General features: G+C 74.9%; 7 protein-coding genes. 6 read left to right on the top strand and 1 reads right to left on the bottom strand.

Going from position 1 to position 7,255, the window contains the following annotated elements; translation table 11 throughout:
- The 3 genes from IE249_RS35865 to IE249_RS01835 form a co-directional block, all read left to right on the top strand.
- On the top strand, window positions 1-626 hold a 626-nt coding region (locus IE249_RS35865; RefSeq protein WP_229857218.1), incomplete at its 5' end, for a nicotinate-nucleotide--dimethylbenzimidazole phosphoribosyltransferase.
- Between the two features lie 55 nt (window positions 627-681).
- On the top strand, window positions 682-2,478 hold the full coding sequence (locus IE249_RS01840) for a phosphatidylglycerol lysyltransferase domain-containing protein (protein WP_189702971.1): 1,797 nt from the start codon (window positions 682-684) through the stop codon (window positions 2,476-2,478).
- Between the two features lie 10 nt (window positions 2,479-2,488).
- Window positions 2,489-3,187, top strand: coding sequence for a hypothetical protein (locus tag IE249_RS01835; protein WP_189702970.1), 699 nt, complete (start codon window positions 2,489-2,491; stop codon window positions 3,185-3,187).
- Window positions 3,188-3,212: 25 nt separating this feature from the next.
- On the opposite strand, the gene IE249_RS01830 is transcribed toward IE249_RS01835, so the two are convergent.
- Window positions 3,213-3,986: a hypothetical protein gene (locus IE249_RS01830; RefSeq protein WP_189702969.1), complete on the bottom strand. Its 774-nt coding sequence runs from the start codon at window positions 3,984-3,986 to the stop codon at window positions 3,213-3,215.
- 80 nt (window positions 3,987-4,066) lie between these two features.
- Here IE249_RS01830 and IE249_RS01825 point away from each other — a divergent pair, with 80 nt between their 5' ends.
- The 3 genes from IE249_RS01825 to IE249_RS01815 form a co-directional block, all read left to right on the top strand.
- Window positions 4,067-4,867, top strand: a complete 801-nt coding sequence (locus IE249_RS01825; protein ID WP_189702968.1) for an adenosylcobinamide-GDP ribazoletransferase — start codon at window positions 4,067-4,069, stop codon at window positions 4,865-4,867.
- A 152-nt stretch (window positions 4,868-5,019) separates the two neighbouring features.
- Entirely contained in the window at window positions 5,020-5,592 is a 573-nt protein-coding gene (locus IE249_RS01820; protein WP_189702967.1) for an RDD family protein, read from the top strand.
- Window positions 5,593-5,868: 276 nt separating this feature from the next.
- Window positions 5,869-7,255, top strand: a 1,387-nt coding sequence (locus tag IE249_RS01815; protein ID WP_229857215.1) for a leucyl aminopeptidase, incomplete at its 3' end; no start/stop codon positions are given.

Genomic DNA, 7,255 nt, shown 5'->3' with positions numbered 1-7,255 from the left:
GGGCCGGGGTCGCGCTGGCCGACGAGGAGGCCGACTCGGGCACGGACCTGGTGGTCCTCGGCGATGTGAGCGTGGGCGGGACCACGTCGGCGGCAGTGCTGGTCGCGGCGCTGTGCGGGACGGACGCCTCGGTGGTGACCGGGCGGGGCGGCGAGCCGATCGACGACCTGGCGTGGATGCGCAAGTGCGCGGCGATCCGGGACGCGCTGCGGCGGGCGCGGCCGGTGCTCGGCGACCAGTTGCAGCTGCTGGCGGCGGTGGGCGGGGCCGACCTGGCCGCGATCACCGGCTTCCTGCTGCAGTGCGCGGTGCGCAAGCTCCCGGTGATCCTGGACGGCGTCGTCTCCGCCGCGTGCGCCCTGGTGGGCCAGCGGGTGGCGTTCCGCGCGCCGGACTGGTGGCTGGCGGGACAGAGCAGCGGGGAGCCGGGGCAGGCCAAGGCGCTGGACCGGATGGCCCTGGAACCGCTGCTCGACCAGGGCGTGACGGTCGGCGAGGGGGCGGGCGCCCTGCTGGCGCTGCCGCTGGTGCAGGCCGCGGCGGCCCTGGCGGCCGAGCTGCCCGACCTGCCCGAGCGCACGGAGAAGGAGGAGGGGGACCTGTCCACCGAGGGCCGGGGAATCTGACCGTACGGGTGGAAAAGAGCGGTTCGCCGGGGCCGCACCCATAAGATCGTTCCTCATGGGAGATGCCCGAATCACGGCGTGTGAGGAGCGGGCCCCGGTTCGCGCGGCCGGGGCGGACCGGGCGGCCGGTCCCACCGCGCGCCGGGCCGCGGCCCTCGCCGTCTGGTACCTGCGGGCGGTCGCGTTCGTCAACTTCCTCAGCGCGGTCTGGGTGTCCCTCGGCCAGGACGTGCGGCGGCACAACCAGGAGAACCTGTTCACGCCGTACCTGCTCACCGCCGGCTTCGCCTCCGGCGTCTTCACCGCGTTCCTCGCCGTCACCATGCGCCGCCGCAAGCGGGCCGCCTGGATCCTGAACCTCGGGCTGAGCGGGCCGTTCCTGGCGCTGTTCGCCTTCGCCATGGCGTTCCCGGAGATCCGCTCCCGCGCGCAGAACTGGGTCTCGCTCGCCCTGACCGCCGCCTTCGTCGCCGCCCTGCTGCTCGGGCGGCGCGAGTTCTACGCCCGCGGTGACCGCGCCAACCCGAAGCTGGCCGCCGCCGTCGCCGCGGCCGGCCTGCCGGTGGCCTCCGCCCTGGCCACGCTGCTGGTCACGGTCACCAACCAGGCCGCGGACGCCTCCGGTTCGACGTACCTCCAGCGCTGGCACTACGGCACGCTGCGGCTGCTCTCGCTCGCCTCCCCGGAGTCCCGCTTCCCCGGCATCGACACCCCGAACTGGGCCGACGTCTGCGTCAACGTCCTGTCCACCGGCCTGGTCCTCGCCGTCCTGTACGCCGCCTTCCGCTCCCGCCGCGCCGTCGACCCGCTCACCGAGGAGGACGCCAAGCGGCTGCGCGAGCTGCTGGACCGGCACGGCGAGCGGGACTCGCTCGGCTACTTCGCGCTGCGCCGCGACAAGAGCGCCGTCTTCTCGCCGACCGGCAAGGCCGCCGTCGCCTACCGCGTGGTGGGCGGGGTGTCGCTGGCCTCCGGCGACCCGGTCGGCGACGTGGAGGCCTGGCCCGGCGCGATCGAGCCGTGGCTGGCCGAGGCGCGGGCGCACGGCTGGATCCCGGCCGTGATGGGCGCGAGCGAGGAGGCCGGCACGGTGTACGCGCGGCACGGGCTGGACGCGCTGGAGCTCGGCGACGAGGCCGTGGTGGAGGTCGCCGAGTTCACCCTGGAGGGCCGGGCGATGCGCACCGTGCGCCAGGCCCGCAACCGGGTGCGGCGGGCCGGGTACACCGTGCGGATCCGGCGGCACGAGGACATCCCGGCCGACGAGATGGCGTACCTGGTCCAGCGGGCCGACGACTGGCGCGACGGACCCACCGAACGCGGCTTCAGCATGGCGCTCGGCCGGCTCGGCGACCCGGAGGACGGCCGGTGCGTGATGCTGGAGTGCCACGACGCCCGCGGCGAGCTCAGGGCCCTGCTGTCCTTCGTTCCCTGGGGGCCTGACGGGCTGTCCCTGGACCTCATGCGCCGGGACCGGCACGCCGAGAACGGGCTCGTGGAGTTCATGGTGATCGACCTGCTCGGCCGCGCCCACGAGATCGGGGTCACCCAGGTCTCGCTCAACTTCGCCATGTTCCGCTCGGTCTTCGAACGTGGAGCGCGCCTCGGGGCCGGGCCGGTGCTGAGGCTGTGGCGCTCGCTGCTCGGCTTCTTCTCCCGCTGGTGGCAGATCGAGTCGCTGTACCGCGCCAACGCCAAGTACCGGCCCGTGTGGGAACCCAGGTTCCTGCTCTTCGAGAAGAGCGCGGACCTGCCCCGCATCGGCCTGGCGTCGGCGCGTGCGGAGGGGTTCGTGGGGATGCCGGGGCTGCCGAGGTGGCCGCGCCGCGGGCACCTGGAGACACGGCGATGAGGAACACCGGATGAACACGCTCGCCCGCTGGGCCGGCGCCGAATGGGGCCTCGTGCACACCGCCGTGCGCGAGCCGCTGCTCGAGCGGCGCCTGCGGGCGGTCCCGATGACGCTGGCGGCGGTGTGCCTGACGGCGCTGCTGCAGGTGGTGCAGAACCGGCCCTGGGGCTACCACCTCGTCCAGCACCTCGGGGCGGTGCGCGCCGAGGACCCGCTGTGGCTGGCCCTGCTGCGCACCCCGCTGTCGCTGTTCGTCCCCGCGCTCGACCTGCCCGTGTGGGGCGCGCTGGCGCAGGTCCTGTGCGTGTTCGGGATCGGCGAGATCTGCCTGGGCCGCCGCCGCACGCTCGCCCTCGCCTACGTCGCCACGCTCGCCGGCACCCTGTACGCGCGCCTGGGCATCGCGCTCGGCCCGCACCGCCCCTTCGGCCTGCCCGGCACCGACGCGCACGTGGTGGACACCGGCCCGTCGGCGGCGGTGGTCGGCCTCGCCGTCTACCTGGCCTGGCGCTACGGGGCGTATGTCACGGCGGGCGCGGTGACGCTGGCGATGGCGCTGGAGGTCGCCCTGAAGGACAACCTGGCCGGCAAGGAGCACATGGCCGCGATCATGGGGGTGGGCCTGATGTGCCTGCTCTCGGCAGCGGGCGAACGCCACGCGTACGGACGCCGGCCGCGGACCGCTTCCGCCCGGCCGCCGGCGACCTGACGCCCTGCCCGTGCGGCCCGGCCTCTCACCCGCTCCCCGGCCCCCGGCCCGGGAGTTCGGCAGGGGTGTCCGGTTTGCCACCGATCCAGTCCTGGACGGCGCGGCGCGGCCGCGACCAGCGGCGGTCGTGGCGGCAGGCCCGCAGGCCCGCGCGGGCCCGGGCGCGCGGGCGGCGGCGGTAGAAGCGCCGGTCCCAGTACGAGCCGGGGCGGGCCAGCCGGATGGCGCCGACCAGGGCCACGAAGGGCACGATCACGCCGAACAGGGCGATCCGGCCCTTGCCCTTGCTCAGCGCCACCAGCGAGAACACGAAGTTCACCGCCACGCTGAGGATGACCGTCCCGCGGTCCTGCAGCTCGGACTCGGACAGGTCGTTGACGCCGAACGGTGAGAACCCGGCCAGCATCAGCCCGACCAGGGCCGCCGTCACGACGACGACCTCCACGCTCTTGCGGCCCGCCTCGGTCCAGTAGACGTCGTCCAGGTGCAGGATCAGCGCGAACTCGTCGAGGACGAGGCCCGCCCCGACGCCGAAGACGACCGCGAAGGCGCCCGCGCCGAACCCCTGCCTGCTGCTGGCCACCGCGCCGAACCCGCCGCACACGATGAGGACGACACCGGGCACCACGTGGTGGATGTGCAGCCCGCCCGCCTTGACGTTGCCGAACGGGCCCTTCCCCGCGCGGATCAGCCGCGTGACGACCCGGGTGGCCACGAACGTGAACACGAAGGCGCCGAGGGCGAGGAGCAGGGGCAGCTTGCCGGGTTCGACGATGTTGCGGTACAGCCAGTGCCCCATGTGGGCAGTTTGCACCCTCCGTACCTTGTTCGCCCATGGGCGGCCCCGGAGGGCGCGCGGCGCTGCCGTAGTCTGCCCGCGTGTCCGCCCCCTCGCGCCCCTCGCCGTCCGACGCGCTGCACGGCCTCCGCTTCGCGTTCGGCACCCTCACCGTGCTGCCGGTCCGGGTGAGCCGCTGGGACCGCGCCGCCGCGCGCGGCGGGATGCTGTGCGCGCCGCTCGCCGGGCTCGCCGTCGCGGCGGCCGCCGCGGCCGCCGGCCTGCTGCTGCTCCTGCTGGGCGCCGGAACCCTGTCCGCCGCCGTCGCCGGCGCCGCCGTGCCCGCCGTACTCACGCGCGGTCTGCACCTGGACGGGCTCGCCGACACCGCGGACGGCCTGGGCAGCGGCAAGCCCGCCGAGGACGCCTTGCGAATCATGAAGCAGTCGGACATCGGCCCCTTCGGCGTGATCACGTTGGTGTTCGTCCTGCTGGCGCAGGTGGCCGCCCTGTCCCACGCGTACGCGGACTCGTGGTCCCGGGGAGCGCTCGCAACCGCCGTCGCGGCGGTGACCGCCCGGATGGCCCTGACGCTGGCCGCGCGCGCCGGGGTGCCGGCCGCCCGCCCGGAGGGACTCGGCGCGGCGGTGGCGGGCGTGGTCCCGGTGCCGGGCGCGCTCGGCGCGGCCCTCGCCGTGCTGGCCGCCGCCACCGCGGCCGGCGCGGCGCTCGGCCCGCGCACCGCCGCGCTCGCCGCGCTCGCGGTGCTCGCCGCCCTGGCCGCCGCCGAGCTCCTCCTGCGGCACTGCACGCGCCGCTTCGGCGGCGTGACCGGCGACGTCTTCGGCGGCCTGGCGGAAACGGCGGCCACCACCGCCCTCGTGGTCCTCTCACTGGGCTGAGCCGGCCCGTCACCGGGCCCAGCCGTTCCGCCACCCGGCTCAGCCGTTCTGTCACGGGCCTGAAACGGATGTCCGCGCGGCCCCGGCCCCGGTCCTCCCCTTGGCTAGCCTGAGCCGCCGAAACGGACAGCGATCACGATCGGGGGACGTCCGTGCCGAAGCTGCGCCGCGCCACGGCCTGGTTCATCGACTTCGCGCTGGTGGCCGCGGTGGCCTCCGCGCTCGCCGTACTCACCTTCCACCGCGTCACGGCGCTCGTCGCCGACGTGCCCGGCCTCGCCACGCGCGGCGGCTGGGACCTGCTCGCCTCGCGCGGCGACGTCGTCCGCGCCTCGGAGCGGCTGGGGCTCTCACTGTGGGACGAGACGGTGCTCTACGTGGAGGAGGCCTTCGGGCTGCTGGTGCTGATCACCTTCGGCTACCAGTGGGCGTGCCTGGCCCTGACCGGCCGGACCGTCGGCAAGGGCCTGCTCGGTCTGAAGGTCACGCCCGCCGCCGCGAACCGGGCGCGCCGCACCGCCGCCCTGCGGGCCGCGGTCACCACGGCGGCCGACGTCGCCGTGTACGCCGTGGCCTGCGTGCTGCTCGTCGAGGGCGAGTTCGCGCTGTCGGTGCTGGTGTGGGCGGTGGCCGTGGCGGTCTTCCTGCTCAACGCGCTGCCGGTGCTCCTGCCGGGAAGGCGCTCGCTGGCCGACCGGCTGGCGCGCACCACGGTCGCCCCCTGAGCGGCAGGCCTCCGAATCACCCCCGCGGGCAAGCGAGTTGGGCCCTGTCACCCCTCGCACCCGACCGTACGGCGGCCACCCGGCGGCCGCGGCACCCCCGTCGGGTGAACGACCGGGCGGCCGATCGGCGCAGCAACGCGCGTAGGCTCGTGCCGGGTGTTTGCCTGCCCGGGTGAGTACCGCGCCACGAAGGGGTTCTAGGGTCGGTCACCGGGCCCGGTCGACCCACCCCGTATTCGGCCACCACATTTCATAGGGAAGCGAGATTTCACCACCGTGACTGCTCTCACTCTCAGCACCGCCGCGGCGCCCGGCCTGCGGGCCGACGCGATCGTGATCGGGGTCGCCAAGGGCACGAAGGGCCCGGTCGTCGCGCCGGGCGCCGAGTCCGTCGACAAGGCGTACGACGGCAGGCTCGCCGGCGTCCTGGAGACCCTCGGCGCCTCCGGTGCCGAGGGCGAGGTGACGAAGCTGCCCGCGCCCTCCGGCTTCAAGGCCCCGCTCGTGCTCGCGGTGGGCCTCGGCGCGGAGCCCGAGAAGGACGCCGGGTACGACGGCGAGGCCCTGCGCCGGGCCGCCGGTGTCGCGGCCCGTGCCCTGGCCGGGGCGAAGAAGGCCGCCTTCGCGCTTCCGCTGGCGGACGCCGCCGACGCCGGTGCGGTCGGCGAGGGCGCGCTGCTCGGCGCGTACTCCTTCGACACGTACAAGGAGAACGGCAAGGACGCCAAGGGCCGGGGCGGCAAGACGCCGCTCGCCGATGTCGTGCTGCTCGGCGGCAAGCCCCGCGACCGGGCGTTCAAGGCCGCCGTCGAGCGCGCCGCCGCCGTCGCCGAGGAGCTCAACCGCGCCCGCGACCTGATCAACACCCCGCCGAACGACCTCAACCCGGCCGCCTTCGCCGCCATCGCGCAGGACGCGGCCAAGGCCCACGGGCTGAAGATCCAGGTGCTCGACGAGAAGGCGCTCGCCAAGGGCGGCTACGGCGGCATCCTCGGCGTCGGCTCCGGCTCCGCCGCGGCCCCGCGCCTGGTGAAGCTGTCGTACAGCAGCCCCAAGGCGAAGAAGCACCTGGCGCTGGTCGGCAAGGGCATCACCTACGACTCGGGCGGCATCTCGCTGAAGCCGGCCGGCCACAACGAGACGATGAAGTGCGACATGAGCGGCGCCGCCGCCGTGTTCGCCGCCGTCGTCGCGGCCGCCCGCCTCGGCCTGGAGGTCAACGTCACCGGCTGGCTGGCGCTGGCCGAGAACATGCCCTCGGGTTCAGCCACCCGTCCGGGTGACGTTCTGCGGATGTTCAGCGGCAAGACGGTGGAGGTGCTCAACACCGACGCCGAGGGCCGGCTGGTGCTCGCGGACGCGCTGTGGGCCGCCTCCCTGGAGAAGCCGGACGCCATCGTGGACGTGGCGACGCTGACCGGCGCGATGGTGCTGGCGCTCGGCAGCCGCACCTTCGGCGTGATGGCCAACGACGACGCGTTCCGCGCGGCGATCCACGAGGCCGCCGAGGAGGTCGGCGAGGAGGCCTGGCCGATGCCGCTGCCCGAGCACCTGCGCAAGGGCATGGACTCCCCCACCGCCGACATCGCCAACATGGGCGAGCGCATGGGCGGCGGCCTGGTCGCCGGCCTGTTCCTGCGCGAGTTCATCGGCGAGGGCATCA

Source organism: Streptomyces anandii JCM 4720 (assembly GCF_014650655.1).
Classification (GTDB): domain Bacteria; phylum Actinomycetota; class Actinomycetes; order Streptomycetales; family Streptomycetaceae; genus Streptomyces; species Streptomyces anandii.
Note: the sequence above shows the minus strand (reverse complement) of the source record. Positions and strands in the feature narration are given on the sequence as shown.